General features: G+C 71.2%; 17 protein-coding genes. 8 read left to right on the forward strand and 9 right to left on the reverse strand.

Features of this window, described 5'->3' with window-relative positions; translation table 11 throughout:
* Positions 1–88: 88 nt before the first annotated feature.
* The gene (locus OWR29_RS32960) at positions 89–1270 is read left to right on the forward strand and encodes a hypothetical protein (RefSeq protein ID WP_267567290.1); all 1182 of its coding nucleotides are present in this window, start codon (positions 89–91) and stop codon (positions 1268–1270) included.
* A 10-nt stretch (positions 1271–1280) separates the two neighbouring features.
* Here OWR29_RS32960 and OWR29_RS32965 read toward each other — a convergent pair whose 3' ends face one another.
* The 3 genes from OWR29_RS32965 to OWR29_RS32975 all read right to left on the reverse strand — a co-directional run bounded on the left by OWR29_RS32965 (position 1281) and on the right by OWR29_RS32975 (position 3150).
* Positions 1281–2042: an SDR family NAD(P)-dependent oxidoreductase gene (locus tag OWR29_RS32965; RefSeq protein ID WP_267567291.1), complete on the reverse strand. Its 762-nt coding sequence runs from the start codon at positions 2040–2042 to the stop codon at positions 1281–1283.
* Positions 2039–2392: a hypothetical protein gene (locus OWR29_RS32970; protein WP_267567292.1), complete on the reverse strand. Its 354-nt coding sequence runs from the start codon at positions 2390–2392 to the stop codon at positions 2039–2041. The genes OWR29_RS32965 and OWR29_RS32970 overlap by 4 nt, the downstream gene beginning before the upstream one ends.
* 89 nt (positions 2393–2481) lie before the next feature.
* Positions 2482–3150, reverse strand: coding sequence for a hypothetical protein (locus tag OWR29_RS32975; protein WP_267567293.1), 669 nt, complete (start codon positions 3148–3150; stop codon positions 2482–2484).
* Positions 3151–4037: 887 nt separating this feature from the next.
* Between OWR29_RS32975 and OWR29_RS32980 the strand changes: the two genes are divergently transcribed.
* The 5 genes from OWR29_RS32980 (at position 4038) to OWR29_RS33000 (ending at position 9959) form a co-directional block, all read left to right on the forward strand.
* Complete coding sequence (locus OWR29_RS32980; protein ID WP_267567294.1) at positions 4038–5372, forward strand: AAA family ATPase; 1335 nt, start codon at positions 4038–4040, stop codon at positions 5370–5372.
* A 4-nt stretch (positions 5373–5376) separates the two neighbouring features.
* On the forward strand, positions 5377–6429 hold the full coding sequence (locus OWR29_RS32985; RefSeq protein ID WP_267567295.1) for a beta family protein: 1053 nt from the start codon (positions 5377–5379) through the stop codon (positions 6427–6429).
* Between the two features lie 21 nt (positions 6430–6450).
* Positions 6451–7299, forward strand: coding sequence for a bifunctional DNA primase/polymerase (locus OWR29_RS32990; RefSeq protein WP_267567296.1), 849 nt, complete (start codon positions 6451–6453; stop codon positions 7297–7299).
* A gap of 74 nt (positions 7300–7373) precedes the next feature.
* Entirely contained in the window at positions 7374–8048 is a 675-nt protein-coding gene (locus OWR29_RS32995) for an activator of HSP90 ATPase (protein WP_267567297.1), read from the forward strand.
* Between the two features lie 102 nt (positions 8049–8150).
* Positions 8151–9959, forward strand: a complete 1809-nt coding sequence (locus OWR29_RS33000; protein ID WP_267567298.1) for a SpoIIE family protein phosphatase — start codon at positions 8151–8153, stop codon at positions 9957–9959.
* On the opposite strand, the gene OWR29_RS33005 is transcribed toward OWR29_RS33000, so the two are convergent.
* The 3 genes from OWR29_RS33005 to OWR29_RS33015 are packed head-to-tail and all read right to left on the reverse strand — an operon-like array spanning position 9870 to position 12939.
* The gene (locus tag OWR29_RS33005; protein WP_267567299.1) at positions 9870–11354 is read right to left on the reverse strand and encodes a hypothetical protein; all 1485 of its coding nucleotides are present in this window, start codon (positions 11352–11354) and stop codon (positions 9870–9872) included. The genes OWR29_RS33000 and OWR29_RS33005 overlap by 90 nt on opposite strands.
* Positions 11351–12376, reverse strand: coding sequence for a hypothetical protein (locus OWR29_RS33010; RefSeq protein WP_267567300.1), 1026 nt, complete (start codon positions 12374–12376; stop codon positions 11351–11353). The genes OWR29_RS33005 and OWR29_RS33010 overlap by 4 nt, the downstream gene beginning before the upstream one ends.
* On the reverse strand, positions 12373–12939 hold the full coding sequence (locus OWR29_RS33015) for a hypothetical protein (protein WP_267567301.1): 567 nt from the start codon (positions 12937–12939) through the stop codon (positions 12373–12375). Before OWR29_RS33015 ends, OWR29_RS33010 begins: the two co-directional genes overlap by 4 nt.
* Before the next feature lie 153 nt (positions 12940–13092).
* Here OWR29_RS33015 and OWR29_RS33020 point away from each other — a divergent pair, with 153 nt between their 5' ends.
* Entirely contained in the window at positions 13093–13377 is a 285-nt protein-coding gene (locus OWR29_RS33020; protein ID WP_267567302.1) for a DUF427 domain-containing protein, read from the forward strand.
* Positions 13378–13415: 38 nt separating this feature from the next.
* On the opposite strand, the gene OWR29_RS33025 is transcribed toward OWR29_RS33020, so the two are convergent.
* Positions 13416–13805 carry a hypothetical protein gene (locus tag OWR29_RS33025; protein WP_267567303.1) on the reverse strand — a complete coding sequence of 130 codons (390 nt, stop codon included), beginning with the start codon at positions 13803–13805 and terminating at the stop codon, positions 13416–13418.
* Complete coding sequence (locus OWR29_RS33030; protein ID WP_267567304.1) at positions 13795–14220, reverse strand: YbaB/EbfC family nucleoid-associated protein; 426 nt, start codon at positions 14218–14220, stop codon at positions 13795–13797. Before OWR29_RS33030 ends, OWR29_RS33025 begins: the two co-directional genes overlap by 11 nt.
* Before the next feature lie 141 nt (positions 14221–14361).
* Between OWR29_RS33030 and OWR29_RS33035 the strand changes: the two genes are divergently transcribed.
* The gene (locus tag OWR29_RS33035; RefSeq protein WP_267567305.1) at positions 14362–16044 is read left to right on the forward strand and encodes a putative bifunctional diguanylate cyclase/phosphodiesterase; all 1683 of its coding nucleotides are present in this window, start codon (positions 14362–14364) and stop codon (positions 16042–16044) included.
* A 19-nt stretch (positions 16045–16063) separates the two neighbouring features.
* On the opposite strand, the gene OWR29_RS33040 is transcribed toward OWR29_RS33035, so the two are convergent.
* Positions 16064–17089 (reverse strand): hypothetical protein, encoded by a 1026-nt coding sequence (locus OWR29_RS33040; protein WP_267567306.1) that lies wholly within the window; start codon positions 17087–17089, stop codon positions 16064–16066.
* Positions 17090–17184: the final 95 nt, after the last annotated feature.

Consider the following 17184-nt stretch of genomic DNA (forward strand, 5'->3'; position numbering starts at 1 on the left):
CGAGCGGGGGAAGCGGTGGCCCGCGCGGGCCAGCTATGGTGTCGCCGCTGATCATCAACATGAGCAGGTCCACGAGGAGCGGGGAAACGTGAGCGACCAGGCACCGGACGAGAACCGCCCGGACCCGTCCGGCAATCCCCCGCCGCCGTCGAACCCCTCCGACCCGACCGCGCCGACGCCCCCGCCCGGGCCCGGGCCGGTCCCGGACGACCAGCCGCCCTCGCCGCCTTCGCCTCAGCAGCCGGGCTACGGCCCGCAGGGCTACACCCAGATGCCGCCCGGTCAAGATCCGTGGCAGACGTACCAGAACCCGCAGGGCACGCCGGGCTGGGATCCGTCGAGCTACCAGACCCCGGCCTACGGCCCGCCGCCCGGTTACGGCCCGCCCCCGGGCTACGGCCCGCCGCCCGGCTACGACCCGACCGGTTACGCCTCCGCCGGCTACCAACTCCCGCCCGGCTACTACGCCGGCCCGCAGGATCCGCTGGTCAGCGCTGACTTCGGCGGCTGGTGGCAGCGCAGCTTCACCCTGCTCGGCGCCGTCTGGCGCTCGATGCTGCAGGTGCAGCTGATCTGGGCGATCCCGCTGCTCGTGGTGGGCATCCTCACGGCGATCTACTCCCCCGACCGGACCGTGAACTTCGACTCGGACACGCCCCCCGAGTTCAGCGACATCTTCGGCCCGCTCTTCCTGGTGCTCCCGTTCGCCCTGATCGCCGTGCTGCTGACCGTGGCCGGCCAGCTGGCGACACTCGAGGTGCTGGTGCAGCGGGCCACTGGTCAGCCCGTCTCAGTCGGCCGGGCCATGCTCACCGGCCTGCGGCGGTTCTTCCCCATGCTGGGCTGGCAGATCGTGGCCGGGCTGGTGATCCTGGTCGGCCTGCTGCTCTGCATCCTGCCCGGCCTCTACGTGGCGGTCGTCTTCCTGATCCTGCCCGTGATCGTCCTGCTCGAGCGGGGCCAGGGCATCGGCCGCGCGTTCCGGCTGGTCCACGCCGACTTCGGGGCGGCCGCGGCCCGCCTGGCCGTCATCGTGGGCCTGCACATCGCCTTCGTGCTGGCCGAGGGCGTGTTCAGCACCATCCTCGCCCCCAGCTCGGCTGCCGCCGGTCCCGGCCTCACCGTGGCTTCCTCCGTCTTCTCCGTCGCCTTCTCGGTGGTCACCGGCATCGTGATGAGCCCCCTGCTGCTGACCGCCTACGCCGACATGCGCGCCCGGCACGAGCCCTTCTCCACCGCCTACCTGGCGCCCCATCCCGGCTCCAACTGAGCCGCGAGGGTCAGAGTTCTTCGGGGTCCCGGCCGACGGCAGAGCGGCCGCCGTCGACGGGGATGATCGCGCCGTTGATGAACGACGCGCGGTCGGAGAGCAGGAACGCCGCGACCTCGGCCACCTCGTCGGTGCGGCCCATGCGGCCCAGCGGCTGCAGCAGCCGGATCTCGTGCTCGAACGTGTCCCGGGCCGCGGGGGCCAAGCCGGCCAGGTGGGCGTCCGAGCGGTCGGTGGCGATCGACCCCAGAGCGAGAGCATTGACGCGTACGCCCTGGGGCCCGTGATCGACCGCGAGCGCACGCGTCAGTCCCTCGATGGCCGCCTTCGCCGTCGCATAGGCGAAGGCGCCGCGCACCGGCCGCTGAGCCTGGTGCGAGGAGACATTGACGATGGACCCGCCGGTGCCGGCGGAAAGAAAGGCCCGGATCGCCGCCCGGCACCCGATGAGGACGGGGTCGACGTTGCGGGCGATGAGCGCGCTCGCTTCGCGGGCCGGCAGGTCGGGCAGCCAGCCGCCCGGGAACACCGCGGCGTTGTTGACCCAGCCCTGCGGCGTCCCGGCCGCTTCGGCCGCCCGCTGCGCGACCCGCTGGTCGGAGGCGTCGCCGATCACGGGCACGATCCGGCGCTGTTCGACGTGGGAGTCGGCCCAGTCGAGCGTGGCCGCGTCGAACTCGACGACCACGACCGGGCCGGCCTCGTCGGCCAGCAACCGTTCGACGATCGCGCGCCCGACCCCGCGACCGCCGCCGGTGACGACCACCGTCACCGGCCGAGCGCCTGCCAGATCTCGACGACAGTCGCGTACTCCTGGTCGGCGGGCAGGCTGTCGATGTCGGCCAGCACGTCGTCCGGGGCCAGCAGCGTCTCGGCGCTCTGCCGGAGCTTGACCCGGTCGCCGGGCAGCGCCGACAGGCCGATGTAGCGGCCGAAGCGGGTGATGTCGCGCTCCTCGTCCTCTTCGAGGATGCCGCTGACCTCGGGCTGGTCGTCGCCCGACGGTTCGGCCTCGCGGCTCTCCTCGACACGGCCACCGGTCACGCCCTGAACGATCCCGCGGACCTCGTGGGCCATCTCGTCGTCGACGCGGGCTGAATGCTTGTTGCTTCCTCGGTCCATGGGACGCCCCTTTTCCCGAGCGCCCGGGGGTAAAACGTGACGCGCACCCTCCCGTACGGGAAAGGGTGCGCGCCGGACGTGCGGTGAGGTCAGGGGAACTGCATGCGGCGAGGCCGCGGGATCACGGGCGGGGGCAGCGGCAGGTCGGCGAGGTGGCTCCAGTTGAGCGAGCCGTTGTCGGTCGACTTGATCTCGCCGAGGCAGGCCCGGAGCAGGCCCAGGTTCGGCGTTCCGGCGAAACCGGCGATGATCACCTCGGGCTTGGGGTCGATCTGCGCGATGGCGGCGCAGATCTTGGCGACCTCGCGCTCGTCGACGGAGTCGAGCGGCAGCGGGGCCTCGGCCTGGGAACGGCGCCACGGCGGGCCGAACCGGCGCAGCAGTTCACGGGCGAGGCGGCCGAAGGAGCGGCCGACGGGCGCGTCGATCATCGATTCACGCGCCGACTGCCCGTAGCACCAGGGCACCACCACATGGCCGTTGATCACGACCAGCTGGTAGACCGACTTGGGAACCGAAATGATCTCGGCGCCGGGGAGCGTGCCCAGGAAGAGCACGAGTTCTTCGTAGGGAAGCGGCCATCGCGGATTCGCGATCACGCGTTCCATGGTCTGCGTCATCGCGGGGTGCGCGTGAATCTCGCGCTCGATCGCGGTGCTCAACGCTTCGGGCACCCGGGTCCACAGCTCGCCGGCAACCTTGTCGCCGAACTGTTCGACCACCCACTCGCTCGGACCGACCAGAACGTCTGGGCGCATTCCATACCACCACCGTCCGTGTCGCTGGCGTTACTGCTGGCTAGAAGAGTTCCACTTCCGGTGATCGACTGGAAGAGTGCACTTTCCAAGATCGGCAAAAACGCCCGTGAATGAAATCCAGCGAAACGATCAGAAGGTTGCTACGACGATGGAGCAGCTGCTCGAGAACATGCGAAACATGCAACTTGCACGGCGAACCGCACGTGCAAGTTGCATGCCGGCTTCGCTATTCACCCCGTGCGTACAGTCAATCACTCAGATATTTCGAGGTGGTGACCACTACGCAAACTTCCACTCACAGTGACGATCCACAGTGCTCTTACCTGCGTCAAGGCAACCACGCCGGCACCGGTACGCCTAGGTGATCCGCCTCACGATCGACCTCCCCGACTGTCCGGGACGGCTCGGCGAGGCTCCGCACCGACCGACTCGCCCGGTCGGCGCTAGACAGACCGCGACCGGAGCGCTGTCGGATTTCCGTCAGTGCCACCATGACGGCAGGGGATACGCGCCATAGACCCGTTTCGCCCCTTGCTTCACTCATCTGCAATGTCGAGCGGCGTCAGTCCTTTGTGTACACAACTTGTTCGAAGTGACGGAGCGCAATCAACGGGAACGCTCCCATCACCACATGGCAACCAATGCGACAAGTAATCGCTCAGACAATTGATGCGACGCGCCTCACACGCGCTTGTGCACGCAATCAAGTAATCGCCGGCCCCGTGCGGCGGCGCCCACCGGCTGAGTCCATTCACTCCACTCGCCGGGCCGGCCACGAACCCGCCCGGCGCGATGCGATCAAGAAGCGGCTCGCCGATAATCCACCTCGGGCAATTAACTGATGCGCCTGGCCCGGAACTGTCGGTGCCGCGCGCTACCGTGCCCCGGTGAACTCGGAACAGCTGCTCAGTCCGGCCACCGAGGCGGGCCGCGTCGTCGACGCCGTCCTGCGCGACCTGCGCGAGGGCGACCATCGCGGCGTGGTGGTCGACTCGCCGCCCGGGGCCGGCAAGTCCACCCTGGTCGTCCGGGCCGCCGGCGAGCTGGCCGCGGCGGGTGAGCCGCTGATGATCGTGGCCCAGACCAACGAGCAGGTCGACGACCTCATCGCCCGGCTGGGCGCGCGCTCGCCCGAGGTAGCCGTGGGCCGGCTGTCCGCCGTCGACTACGAGGCGAGCGACCGGGTTCGCGAGCATCCCCGCTGCCGCGTCGGCCCCAAGGTGGCCGACCTGGGCTCGCCCGCCGTCACGATCGGCACTGCCGCCAAGTGGGCCACGGTGACCGAGGGCTCCTGGCCGTGGGCGATCGTCGACGAGGCGTATCAGATGCGGTCCGACGCGCTGCTGCGCGTGGCGCCCCGGTTCGTCCGCGCGCTCTTCGTGGGCGACCCCGGCCAGCTCGACCCGTTCTCGACGGTCGAGGTCGAACGCTGGACGGGTCTGTCGTGGGACCCGATGCAGTCCGCCGTCGCCGTGCTGCTGCGGCACAACCCCGATCTGCCCGTCCACCGCCTGCCCGTCTCGTGGCGGCTGCCGCACACGGCGGCCCCGGTGGTGGCCGAGGCCTTCTATCCCTTCACGGGCTTCCGTTCGGGCACCGGCCCCGGCGATCGCGAACTGCGTTTCGGGCAACGCTCCACCGGCCCGCTCGACGACGTGCTCGACCAGGCCGCCGGCACCGGCTGGGGCCTGCACGAGTTGCCGGGTCGTTTCACCGTACGCACCGACGCCGAGGCCGCCTCGGCCTGCGCCGACCTGGCCGTCCGCGCCCTGGCCCGCGAGGCGACGACCGCCTCGGAATCAGGCGGCGGCCCGCTCACGGCCGACCGCATCGCCATCGGCGCCGCCCACCGCGACCAGGCGGCGGCCATCCGTTCATATCTTCCGCCCGAGGCCAAGGGCGTCACGGTCGACACGGCCAACCGGCTGCAGGGCCGCGAGTACGACCTGACGATCGTGCTGCACCCGCTGTCCGGCCGGCAGGACGCGACCGCCTTCCATCTCGAGTCGGGCCGCCTCTGCGTGCTCACCTCACGGCACCGGCACGCCTGCGTCGTGGTGGCCCGCGAGGGCATCGCCGAACTGCTGGACGCGCACCCGTCGACCGAGCAGGTGCACCTCAACGTGCCGGTGAAGTTCCCCGACGGCTGGGAGGCGAATCAGGCCATCCTCGCCCATTTGCACAAGGGAGTGTCGCTTAGCCGACACGAGCCGCTACTTTGAGTTAATGGCGGTCTTCACGACGGCGGGGTCGACCCAGGACGGCGTCTATCGGCCGATCCTGCGCCCGCGCCGGGGCGAGATGGCGGCGCTCGCCCACCTGACGGCGGACGAGGCCACCCGGGTCGTCCCGATCCTCGAGCTCGACCCCGGCACCGAGCTTCTTCCGCTGATCCGCGAGCTGCCACCCCGGACGGGCGCACTCGCGGTCGACTTCGGAGAGATTGCCGAGCCGGCCGACCTGCTCGCGGCCCCGTCGCTCGACCTGGCCGAGCAGCTGGCCGATCTCGGCGTCACCATGGTCCCCGTGCTGCGGGCGAGCGAGAGCCGGCGCCGCCTGGCCGCCCACGGTCTCGCCGCCCGCATGCACGGCCGGCGCGCGGTCCTGCGGCTGCAGCCCCACGTCGACGCGGCCAACCCGGCGCAGGCCGACCTGCTCGTCGAACGCATGCTGCGCGGCGCCGGCCTCGAGCCGGAGGCGGTCGATCTGGTGATCGACCTGGCCGAGACGGCCTGCGTGGCGCACGTCGATCGGTTCGAGGAGCAGCTGCACCGCATTCTGCGCTGGGCGGGCGGCCGGCCGTGGCGGTCGATCAGTGTGGCGTCCGGCGCGATGCCACCCAACCTCGACGAGCTGCCCACCGACCGGCCGGTCACGATCGACCGGCACGACGCCCGCGTCTGGACCAGGATCACGCTGCCCGGCGTCGGGTACGCCGACTACGGCGTGACCTCACCGGTGCGGCGGCGCGGTGTGCAGCGGCATCGTCAGCTGCCGACGCTGCGCTACACGGCCGAGCACAACTGGTGGATCTACCGCTGGTCGCGGCGCGGCGGGCGCAGCGACGACCGCTGCCACGACCTGTGCCGCACGCTGGTCGCCTCGCCGCACTGGCCGGCCGCGGGGGCCCGCTTCTCGTGGGGCGACGCCGAGATCGCCCGCCGGGCCCGCAGCGCGCCCGGCGCCGGCAGCCCGGCCGGCTGGATGTCGTGGAGCACGTCACACCACATCGCGCACGTGCTGCGGGCCCTCGACCGGGAGCAGCGCAAGATCGGCTGAAGTTGTCGTACGCTTGTTCTAATGTCGCTGACAGCCGCGTTGGTTTACGCCCGGCACGGGATCCCGGTCCTGCCGGTGCACGCGCCTGACCCGCGCGGCGGCTGCACCTGCGACAAGGGAGTTCTGTGCCCGAGCCCCGGCAAGCATCCGCACCTGCGCCACGGCCTCACCGAGGCGAGCACCGACCCGCGCCTGATCGAGCAGTGGTGGGCCCGCTGGCCGGGGGCCAACGTCGGCCTGCGCACCGGCGTGATCATGGATGTGGCCGACGTGGATTCCGCCGAGGGTTGGCACGGGCTCTGTCATCTGCTCGGCGGCGATCTGCCGTCCGGCCCGCGCGTGCGTACGGGTGGCGGTGGCTGGCATTTCTGGTTCGCGCCCTTGGGCTACGGCAACCGGGTGCGCCTGCTGCCCGGCCTCGACTGGCGTGGCGCCGGGGGTTACGTGGTGGCCCCGCCGTCCCGCCATGCCTCGGGCGGCGACTACCGCTGGGTGCTCCGCCCCGGCCGGTCGCTCCCGGGCGGCCCGCCCGCCCTGCGCGCCCTGATCGAGGGCCCGGCCCCGCAGCCGGACCACCGCCCGATCGCGCACCCGTCGCGGTATGCCCGTGCAGCGCTGACCGCCGAGGCCGACCGCGTGGCCCGGGCCCCGGTCGGCACCCGCAACGACACCCTCAACCGGGCGGCCTTCGCGCTGGGCCGGTTCGTCGGGGCCGGCCTGTTGGATTCGGCCGAGGTGACGCGCGAGCTGGAGGACGCGGCACGCTTCGCCGGCCTGGGCCGGGCCGAGATCCGCGGCACTCTGCGCTCCGGTCTGACGGCCGGCCGTCGTGCCCCGTTCGATCCGGAACTGAACCGCCACGTGGCGTGAAACGGCTCTTGCCCCAAAAATGGGGTCATGACCCACTGCGACAGCACCAGCGGCCCGGCCTCCGGAACACCGGCATGACCCCGGCCCGAGACCTGAAACCGTACGACTTGGAGATCTCCGTGACGGCGGGGCGCGACGAGGCGTGGGAGTCCGTGACCCAGGCGGACGTCCTGCATCAGTGGTTCGGCTGGGACTACGACGGGCTCGAGGCCGAGATCAAACAGATCTTCGTGGACGAGGCGACGTTGTGGGCGCCCGAGCAGATGGGCTGGGCCGACGGCTCTTATCTCGAAGTCACCGGCGGCGACGACAGCGCGCGGGTGCGGGTGGCTCGCGAGGGCACCGGCCGCGGCGGACCCGAGGTCTACGACGCGATCGAGGAGGGCTGGCGCTCGTTCCTCGTCCAGCTGCGCTTCCTGCTAGACCGGCGGCCCCAGGGCCGGCGGCGCACTCTTTATCTGACCGGTGAGACCACCGGCCGGCAGGCGCTGTCGCTGGTGGCCGGCGACTGGGAGCGTTTCGGGCCGCGCGTGGCCTGGACGGTCGACCCGGACGGCCACCTGGTCGTGGTGGCCGGCCGCGTCCCGCTCGACGAGCCGTCCGCGGCGCGGTTCGAGGTGACGGTCTCGCTCTACGGCGCCGACGACGCCGGATTCGAGGCCGCGCGCGAGGCGTGGGCCAAGCGATGGGCGCCGATGGCCGCCGATGCCAACCTCACCACGGCCGCCGATCCCGCTCCGAATTCCTGAGTGGCGAGGATTCCCGGCCGATGCGTCACACGGCGTCCGGGGGTCGATGCCGCAGCTGAAGCCCGGTAGCCTGGCAACCTCTGACCGGCCGGGGAGCGGACTTTGCTGCGGGGTGACTTGGCTTCGGAGGCGCCCGGGGGCGTTCTCGCCGATGCCGCACGCCTGCGGTCGGTGACCCGCCTCGGCCTGAAGGCCGGGGGTGACCCCGCGTTCGACCGCATCGTCGGCATCGTCGAGCGGCTCGTGGACGTGCCGGTCGCCGTGGTCACGGTGCTCTCCGAACAGCAGCAACACCTGCCGGGCCAGATCGGGCTGCCGCAGCCGATCGCCGCCGAGCGCCTGATGCCGCTCAGCCACTCGTTCAGCCGGCACGTCGTCGAATCGGGCGAGCCGATCGTCGTGACCGATGTGCGCAACGACCCGCGGCTGCGCGACAGCCCGGCCATCCGCGACCTCGGCGTCATCGCGTTCGCCGGGGTGCCGCTCACCGACTCCGACGGGCTGGTGCTCGGCACGCTGGCTGTGATGGACCGCGAGCCCCGGGTCTGGACGCGCAGCGAGATCGTCCTGCTCACCGAGCTGGGCGAGGTCTGCAGCTCCGAACTGCGCCTGCGGATCGCCCGCGAGGTGGCCGACGAGGAACGCCGCGCCGCCGAGTCGGCCCACGGCCAGCTCACGATGCTGGGCGAGCTGACCGACGCGCTGACCGCCACGATGGACATCGACGAGGCCCTGCACCGGCTGGGCGGGATGGTCGCCGGACGCCTGGCCGACTGGTGTTTCATCACGCTGGCCGGCCAGTCCGGCGAGCTCCGGCACGTGTCGGCCGCACATTCCGACCCGGCACACGCCGGCATCACCTCGCGCCTGGCCGAGCTGGCGCACGAGGCCCGGCTGGACGCCCGCTCGCTGATCCGGTCGGTGCCGAGCACGGGCCGCCCGGTCCGCCGGGACGAGGCCGGCGCCGAGCTGCTGCGTGAGCGGTTCACCGCCGCCGGGATGACCAGCCTGGCCGATCGGCTCGGCTTCGACTCGTTCATGATCGTGCCGATCTCGTCGCCAGTCACCTTCCGCGTGCTCGGCGCGGTGCTGCTGGTCAACGGGCCCGGCCGGGCCCCGTTCAGCGACGCCGAGCAGAGCACCGCGGCCGAGGTGGGCCGTCGCGCCGGCATGGCCGTCGACAACACCCGGGTCTACGGCCGGCAGCGCCACGTGGCCGAGGTGCTGCAGCACAGCATGCTGCCCGAACTGCCCGAGGTGGAGGGCGTCACCCTGTACGGCCGCTACCTGCCGGCCCAGGCGGGCGCCTCGGTCGGCGGCGACTGGTACGACGCCTTCGCCCAGCCCGACGGCGACCTCATGCTGGCCGTGGGCGACGTCTCCGGCCACGACATCGAGGCCGCCGCCACCATGGGCCAGGTGCGCAACCTGGTCCGCGGTGACGCGTACGGCCGTGACGACGCCCCCGGCCCGCTGCTGGCCCAGCTCGACCGGGCGCTGCACGGCCTGCGGGTGCCCGCCGCGGCCACCGCCGTACTGGCCCGGCTGCACCGCGACCAGGACGACTATCTGGTCTCGTTCGCCAACGCCGGCCACCCGCCACCGGTGCTGCTGTGCCCCGACGGCCAGGTCGAGGTCTGGTGGGAAGACCCGGAACCGCTGCTGGGCCTGCTCCCCCGCGCGCAGCGCACCACCCACCACCGCCGCGTCCCGCCCGGCAGCACGCTCTTGCTCTACACCGACGGCCTGGTCGAGCACCCGGCCCGCCTGATCGACGACGGCATCGCCCGCATCCGGTCGGTCCTGCGCGGCAACGCCGCCCTACCCCCGGAAGAGTTGTGCAGCCGCCTGGTCGACGCCGCCCCGCGCCGCGCCGACGACATCGCCCTCCTGCTCGTCGGCCTCGGCTGAACTTCCCGGCGGGCCGCCGTGGGTCCACGGGGTGTCGGCCGGGTCGGGGAAGGCCGCGCCGGGGCGGTAGGCCTCGCTGAGCGTCGTCAGCAGCAGTTGCTCGCCGACCTCGGGGACGCTGCCGGGCTCGGCCACCAGTTTGCGGCCCATCCCGCCGGAGAGTTCGAGCACCACGTCCGTACCGGCGGGACCGGGGGTCACGGAGATGACCTTCGCCTTCTGCGACGGGCGGGCGGGCGAAGTGAGATTGGCGCCGGGTTCCACGCGTACGGTCTCGGTCGTGGCCACCATGATCCGGGGGCGCAGCACCGGCCGCTTCCCGCTGTCGTCGATCCGGTCCGCCTTGGCCAGCGTCACCACCGCACCGAAGGCCGCCCCGGTCAGCCGGTGCTCGGCCATCACCAGCGGGTCGTCGAAGGCTCGTTGTACCGCGTAGCGGGCCGCCGCGTTCTCGAGGCGCTGCAGCCGGGCCGCCGCGGCCACGGCGCCGTCCCGGCGGGGCTGCGGCGAGCCGTCCTCGATCAGGTGCTCGACATAGGCCGAGTAGGCGTCGCGGTCACTGTCCCAGCGCGCCCCCACCCGGGCCCCGGCCGGCCGGCCGCGGAGCAGCTCGATCGACTTCCACATCCGCTCCCAGGTCGGCGTCAGCAGGTCGCTCAGCACGCCGGTCAGCGCGGGATCGGCCGCGGTGATCAGCGGAGCCAAGACCTCGTTGTCGAACGATGGGTCGGTGGCCGGCCCGGCGACCGGACCGTTCTCGGCCTCGCGGGCCGCCGCCGCGCCCTCGGTGATCCAGGCGAAGAGCGACCCCAGGTGCGCGTCCTCGGCCGCGCTCTGCCCGGTGGCCCAGTGCCCGCCCAGGGCCTGTACGGCGTTGACCAGCAGCGACGAGCCGGGCACCTCGGCCGTGGAGGCCAGGAACGTGAGCCACTGACCGAGGCGGGGCACCGACGCCGGTACGGGAAAATCGCCGTCGGTGCGGCGGAACCGGGTCGACCGGCCGAGCAGCCGCAGGAAGTCGACGCCACCGGGGTTGGGCACCCACACCTGGGGCGCGTCGACGAACCGGTGCCGCACGTCGCGACCGCGGTCGACCGGCACGGCCTCGGTCACGCCGGCGAACGAGTCCAGGTAGGGCACGACCGCCTCGGCCAGCGCGGCGAAGAACGCGAACCGCTCGTCCCGGTTGCGCGGCTGGCTCACCACGAGCAGGCGCGGCTGATCCGGGGCCGAGCCGGCCATCGCGGCCAGCGGCGCGTTCGCCTCGCCGGCCATCGCGAGCGGGATCAGCACCAGCGGCCGGTCGTGCACATGAAGGTGACGCACGGTCGTGATCGGCTGAGCCCGGCCGGCCGCGAGGGCCTGGGCCCGGGCGAGCGCGACGAGCGTACTCACAAAGCCTCATCCCGCAGGCGCTGAGCCGCCCGCAAAAGAGCGGCCGCCTCGGCCTGGTCCGGCTTCGGCTCGCGGACGCCCGAGGCCAGCGCCAGCACCTCGTCCACGGTCTCGATGCCGCCCAGCGCCTCACGCACCGGCCGCCCCAGCACCTCGGTGCGCCCGGCTGCCTCGTCCCGGCAGAAGACCGACATCTCGCACGCCGACAGGCATTCCGGAGCGTAACGCGCGGTCAACGCGTCGAGCGAGGTCACCAGGGCGTCGACGGGCTGCGCGAGGTCGAACGACAGCGAGGCGGGCAGCGACTCGATCAGCGACGACACGGACTCCAGCCGCGACAGCTGCCGCTTCAAGGTCGACAACTGCTTGCGTACGTCGAGAACCACCGCCACCGGCTGGAGCGAGAAGTTCTCGGGGCACACCAGGACCACGTCGTGGCTGACCCGTTCGTCACCCAGCAGCCGCCGCAGCGCGAGCACGTACACGGCGGCCTGCACCGCCGCCGCCGACACGGCCGTCCCGTCGGCCTGCCCGTCGATGATCGCGAACGACTTGATCTCGACGACCTGCAGCTGCGAGCCGTTCTGATAGGCGATCAGGTCGGGCTCCAGGAACACCGTCTGGCCGGCGACGTCGAGCGTCAGCAACGGATGGTCGAGCAGCCCTTCGGCGCCACTGCGCAACAACGCCCGCGTACGCGTGTGCCGAGCCGAGAGCGTGTCGTCCTCATCCGCGCCCAGGTCCTCGTAGCCGCCGACGTACGCGCCCAGCGTCGAGCGCAGCAGCGCGCAGTCGTCCGCCTTGAGCATGGCCTCGAACGCGTTGCCGCGGGCCAGCGCGAACCGGGACTGCCCGAAGGCGCCCGGAAAGCCGATCCGCTCGGCCAGCCGCACCTTGTCGACGCCCGCCGCGTCCAGGACGGCCCGGCGGGTGCAGCCCGGGTTGGCGGTGAGGGCGGCCACCGTACGGGCGTTGTGCCTTTTGCCCGGGGCGGAGCCGCGCAGCCGGTCGACCTGGCTCACTCGCCGCCCCGCTGATGAGGGACGGCCGGAAGCCCGTACAGCTGCTGTTCCTGCGAAAGATGCTGGGCCCGTTCGACCGCCACCGCACGCATCGGCTCCTCAGCCTCGACGGCGGCGACAAGCTCGGGCGCCTCCAGAGCGGCCCGCGTCGCCGCCACCAGATCAAGAGCTTCCGGCCCGTGCGGTACGTCTTCGGCCAGCGCGCGCAGCAGCCGGTGCGCCGCCCGGCCGGACCCGGGACGCATCGCCACGAACTCGGCCACCCGGATCACGGCGGTCAGCTCGGCGGCCCGCTGCCCGGCCGGCGTCACGACGCGGCGCTCGAGCGGCCACTCGGCCAGCGCGACCAGGCCGCGGGCCGGGGTGAGATCGAGGTTGAGCGCCGCGCACAGCCCGGAGGCGGGATCACGACGCAGGCTCGCGAGCGCCGGCATCGACAGGTCGCCGTCGAACAGCGCGCTGTGCACGTCGACCAGCAGGCGGGGTGAGGCAGGGGCGCCGAGCAGCAGCAGCGCGTGGCGTGCCTGCTCAGCCGTGGTGGGCATCGTGCTCAGACCGTTCACCGGCCGCTCTCCGTGGGGGGTCTCCGCAAGAACAAGACTCTAGATCTTCTTACACCGGCGCGGCAATGTGCGGACGAGTCACAACTTTCACTCCCCATAGCGATTAACACTCGCATATCGGACGGCCCGCGTTCCGCGCGCTACGTTCGGACTATGCCGAAGGCCATCTGGAACGACGAAGTGATCGCCGAGAGCGACGACACCGTGGTTGTCGAGGGAATTCAGTACTTCCCGCGCGAGTCGCTGCGCGAGGACGTGCTGGCCCCCAGCGACACCCACACCGTCTGCCCCTGGAAGGGCAGGGCCTCGTACTACACGCTGACCGCGGACGGGCACACGACGCCCGACGCCGTCTGGTTCTATCCCGAACCGAAGCCGGACGCCAAGGTGGTGCGCGACCGCGTCGCCTTCTGGAAGGACGTCCGCGTCGAAGCGTGACCCCGTCGAGTGACACCGGGCCCGCTCACGCTCACTTCTCAAGCGATGCGCGGGTGGGCCTGCTCGATCGACGTGACCTCGAGGTAATCCAGCATGTCACGCTGCTCCGCGGCGTCGAGCGCCCCGAACGCCTCGTAGGCGCTCGCCCGCGAGTGCTCCGTCTCGCCCGCCAGCAGCGCGATGATCCCCGACCAGGCCAGCGAGACCCGGTCGAACAGGCGCGCGCGCCGCAGCGAGGTCAGCCGGCTCAGCATCGCCACCTTGGTCGCCGCGTCGTCGTCGTGCGGGATCCGGTCGGACAGCTCGAACAGCGCCTTGCCCCGGTACGGGTGCTCGGACTCGACCATGCGCGCCAGCTCGGCGTTCGACATCTGGTCGACGGCCGGCGCCGGCCCGCGCCGGGGCAGCGACGGCTTCTCAGCGGGCACGGCTGTCCCGCCCGCTCTCGTAGCCGTTGCCGGGCGACTGGTGCGGCAGCGTCGGCGTGTTCTCGAACGTGGGGAACGGTCGCGCCGACGGCATGACCGGGGCCGGCGGTTCCTCCGGATCACCCAGGAATCGTTCGGTGTAGCTGTCGAGCACGGCCTTGCCGTCCTCGGTCTCGGCGCCCACGGTCTCGTCGACGGCCACCGCGACCTGCTCGGCCAGCGCGGCCTGGGCCCGGCGCATGGTCCGCAGGATCTCGGCCGAGAGCGTCGCCCCGCCGAGCCGCTGCACGCGGTCGTCGAGCCGCAGCCCGGTGACCACACCGGAGCTGCCCACGGTCACCGTGACCACGCCGTCCTCGTCGGTCGCGGTCGCGCTGAGCGCCGCGAGCCGGTCCTCGAGATTTCCACCCGGCACAGCTTTGTCCTCCGTTGCCGACTTTTGTGCTGTTGGCGTCCTATGAGATCACGATCAGCGGCCGGGCCGCCGCACACCCCGTCCCCATCATTCGCTCAACTACCCCCGAACGCGACCGATCAGGCGCGCCGGAGGTGCTTCATGGGGCGTTTCGGCAAGGTCCTGGACCGCGTACGGCGCGGCGTCGACATCACGATGATCTTCGCGTCGCTCCTGGCGCTGGCCTGGACGCCGCTGGTCGGTCGCGGGGACAGCGTGCTGCGCTGGAGTCTCGCGCTCGCCGCGGCGGCGGCCGTCAGCGCCGGGGTGGCCCGGCTGAGCAAACGCTGGCCGCTGGCCCAGTACGCCCCGGTGTCGGCGGCGGTCGTCGCGGCGGCCGTGCAGACCTCCCTGGGCGACCCTGCGACCGTGATGATCTGGCTGATCCTGATCGTCACGGCCGTCATCCTGATCCGGCAGTTCCTCGGTTCGCACACCAACGAGGGACTGATGCGCGACCTCACCCGGCAGCGCGCGATCCTGGCCCGCCAGGCGTTCCGCGATCCGCTGACCGGGCTCGGCAACCGCGCCATGTTCATGGACCACGCGCGCGACGCCCTGGAGGACGCGGACGACACCAAGACCGCGGTGATCCTGTTCGACCTCGACGGCTTCAAGGGCGTGAACGACACGTACGGGCATGCCGCCGGCGACGAACTGCTGAAGGCCACGGCCGAGCGGCTCAATGCCAACGTACGGGCCAACGACACGGTCTCCCGGCTCGGCGGCGACGAGTTCGTCGTGCTGCTGCCCCGGCTGGCCGACGAGCAGATGGCCGACACGGTGGCCGACCGGATCCTGCACGACCTGCAGAAGCCGCTCACCGTGGACGACCTGGTCCTGTCCGTCCGGGCCAGCGCCGGCATCTCGATCACCGAGGGCGGCACGCTCGACGTGGACACCCTGCTGCGCGAGGCCGACGAGGCGCTGTACCACGCCAAGGACGACGGCAAGGGCGTCGTGCGCCGCTTCGACCCCGTACGGTTCGCCGAGGCCGCCCAGCGCCGGCGCGACGAGTCCGACCTGCGCCGGGCCCTGGCCGAGATGCAGTTCGAGGTGCACTACCAGCCGATCGTCGACCTCAACGGCGAGATGGCGGTGGGCGTCGAGGCGCTGGTGCGCTGGCGGCACCCGGTCCGCGGCCTGCTCGGGCCGGGCGACTTCATCGAGCTGGCCGAGACGCTCGGCCTCATGCCCGGGCTCGGCCTGTGGGTGCTGCGCGAGGCGTGCGCCCAGGCCGTCGAGTGGCAGCGGGACAACCCCGGCTTCAAGGTCAACGTCAACCTGTCGGCCACCCAGCTGTCCAGCCCCGAACTGACCGACGAGGTCGGCGCCGTGCTGGCCGACACCGGCCTGCCGCCCAACTCGCTGGTGCTCGAGCTGACCGAGTCGATGGCGCTGACCGACCTCACCGAGTCGGCCCGGGTGCTGGGCGCGCTGAAGACCTTGGGCGTACGCATCGCCCTCGACGACTTCGGCACGGGCTTCTCGTCGCTGAGCCACCTGGGCGCCCTGCCGGTCGACGTGGTGAAGATCGACAAGTCGTTCGTGGCGGCCATGCGCGAGACGACGGCCAACGGCTCGGTCGCGGAGGCCGTCCTACACATCGCCCGTACATTCAACCTGGCCCCCGTGGCCGAGGGCGTCGAGGACGAGGTGCAGGCCACCCTCCTGCGCGAACTGGCCTGCGCCGAGGCCCAGGGCTACCACTTCGCCCGCCCGATGCCGGCCGCCGAACTCACCGGTCTGCTGACCCGCCAGTCGGCCGGCCTCCAGATCCGCTGATCTGTCGGCACTTTCTGGCTCAGGCCGTGCCTAAGTCGCTTCTGCGTCTGCGCCAAGCGGTCGGCGCTATGCCGAACATCGCCCCAGCCATGAGCAACAGACCATCAAGGGTTGGCTGCACCCATGTGCGGGCACCTGGGCGCTCTATTATGTAGTCGAGGTCACCGCCATTGTCGTATTGCCAGGATCTCTCGTTATGACTTCCACCGCTGGGCTCCGGAAAAGATTCAGCCAACCGCTCTTCCGTGTCCAGAAGCAACCTGAGATCAACCTTGTCGACAAGGGTGAGCTCGGATGGCTGCTCGACGTCGGAGGGACTTCTGATGTGATCGGCCAACCGAATGGAACTGGATACCCGATCGAATCCAGCGGAGCGGCGCAAGTCGTCGCCCCACGCGAACTGCAGATCAATACGGAGGTCCGAAACGTCGCCGACCTTGGGGATCCGGCAAGTCACCTGCGTTATGCCGAGGCCACTTCGCTGCAATGTGGCCGGCGCCTCCCCGCGATCCTTCCCATCCCACCACGAAGCGCAGGGATGCTCCATCGGCGGCTCGACCACCACACCACGATTCTGCCATTCTGTTAGATCAGCGCCCTCAGGTAGCTCGAAAAAGAGGGTGAGTGGCCGATCTACCGACAGCTTCCACAGCGTCGGTCCTCCGTCCAGCAGAACGAGTCCGATCCGACCGTACGCCCGCGGGCCCGGCTTGACGTTGACAAAGAAGCGATACGGCTGCACCTGAACACCGGCCGCGGCGCCCTTCACGGTCGGCGTCATGCCGAATACCACGCGAGAGTCGACGTTTGTGAAGACGCCGATCTGAGCTCGATCGAGCGCCGTGCTGACGGGGAGCGCCTCGCCGGCATCGAGGTTCCGGAGGGCAACAGTGGTTACGGCGCAAGCCACACCGACAACGAGGAATAGCGTCATTCGCCATTGACGAAAAGTTTCTTCGATCAGGCGCCCACACCAAACAGCAACTGCTTGACCGAAGCCCAAAAGCGCCGAGGCCGCAGCAGCAATGTAAGGATTATTCAGCACACGCCTTTATAGCAGACAGCCGAATCGGCCTCCTGGCGGACCGGAATGGTTGCGTCCGCTCGACCGCACATGGTGATTCAGCCGAATTCGCGGTA

The sequence above is a fragment of the Paractinoplanes pyxinae genome (assembly GCF_026626335.1).
Lineage (GTDB): Bacteria > Actinomycetota > Actinomycetes > Mycobacteriales > Micromonosporaceae > Actinoplanes > Actinoplanes pyxinae.